Raw genomic sequence first — 1,207 nt, 5'->3', positions numbered from 1 at the left:
TACGTTGTAGTGATAGTCTACCGAGGACGTTGAAGCCGAGTACAAGTGGTACTGAACCGCAGGCGTTGGTGGAATAATAGTTGATACCATTGCCCAAGTCCAGCCACTGGTATTTCCGTAGTAGTTTGTGGCGAAAGAAAGCTTAACGGTACTTGTACCTTCTTTGATGTCACCAACTGTAGCACCTGCATATCGTGAATCACGGGTAGCATCGTCCCAGTACTCATAGCCATTATCCCAAACGTCTTGCCAGCCAATACCATTGGCATTTTCGGTAATGAGATCACCTACGACCCAGGAATTACCATTACGAGTAACTTCATATAATTTGGTACCAGAAACAAGTGCAAACTTACCTTCGTTTTTTCCATATCCGATTTGGATCTTGTCAGTACCTACATCACTGAAGGCCCAGCCATCATCGTGAACGGTAACCATTGAGCTATCCAGCGTCTTGAAACTAACTGTTCCATCACCATTGACGCCTTCAGTTCGCCAACCTTGGCCAGATACAGTATCACCGGTTTTAAAGTCGCCGTCAGGGCCGCCATCATTAAGACTCGAAACGGCTAACCAGGCATTCTTACCAAACGTGATAGTATTGCCATTCTCATCATAGAAGGTATATTCAGCGTCAGCATTATTGAAACCGCCATACCAAAAGCCTTCTTGCGGTTGCTGATTAATCCACAAAACTGGATCGCCGCTGAAATTGGCTGTTTTATTGTAAGCATGGTACTTAACTACAATTTTTGCGATCTTATGCAATACACCGTTATTATCGGTATAAGACGACTTGCTTAAATTGGTATAGGTAGCCGTAGCAGTAATCTCATTTGAGCCGCTTTCTGGATATACCGTAATACTGTATGTTGATAAAGCCTTGTTGTCTTCACCAACACGTGGCTCTTCTTTAACGGTATTCTTCGCATCAACCGTCAGATTAGCATCAGTTTCCTGACCCAGATCTAGATTTTGTACCACGTCCTGAGTGGAGAGAGAGTTGGCCGTCTTCTGCTTATTCAAACGGTCAGCAATATCAGCCATTTGTTGAAGCTGGTTGTTCTTGTCAGCTTCGATGGACTTGCTATCAATCGTTTGACTGCCGGTATCTTTGACGGCTACACCAGCCGCCTTGATTTTGTCGATTTCAGCCTTAATAGCTGCATTAGCTGAGTCAACGGCACTGTTCTCTTGCTTCTGAGCA

Annotated in this window: 1 pseudogene; it reads right to left on the bottom strand. The window is 44.5% G+C overall.

Annotation, left to right across the window (positions count from 1 at the left end):
• Positions 1 to 1,207, bottom strand: a pseudogene (locus FC47_RS10160) (hypothetical protein); the annotation flags it as partial.

The sequence above is a fragment of the Limosilactobacillus mucosae DSM 13345 genome (assembly GCF_001436025.1).
GTDB classification, from domain to species: Bacteria; Bacillota; Bacilli; order Lactobacillales; family Lactobacillaceae; genus Limosilactobacillus; species Limosilactobacillus mucosae.
This window is presented reverse-complemented; position numbering and strand designations above follow the sequence as displayed.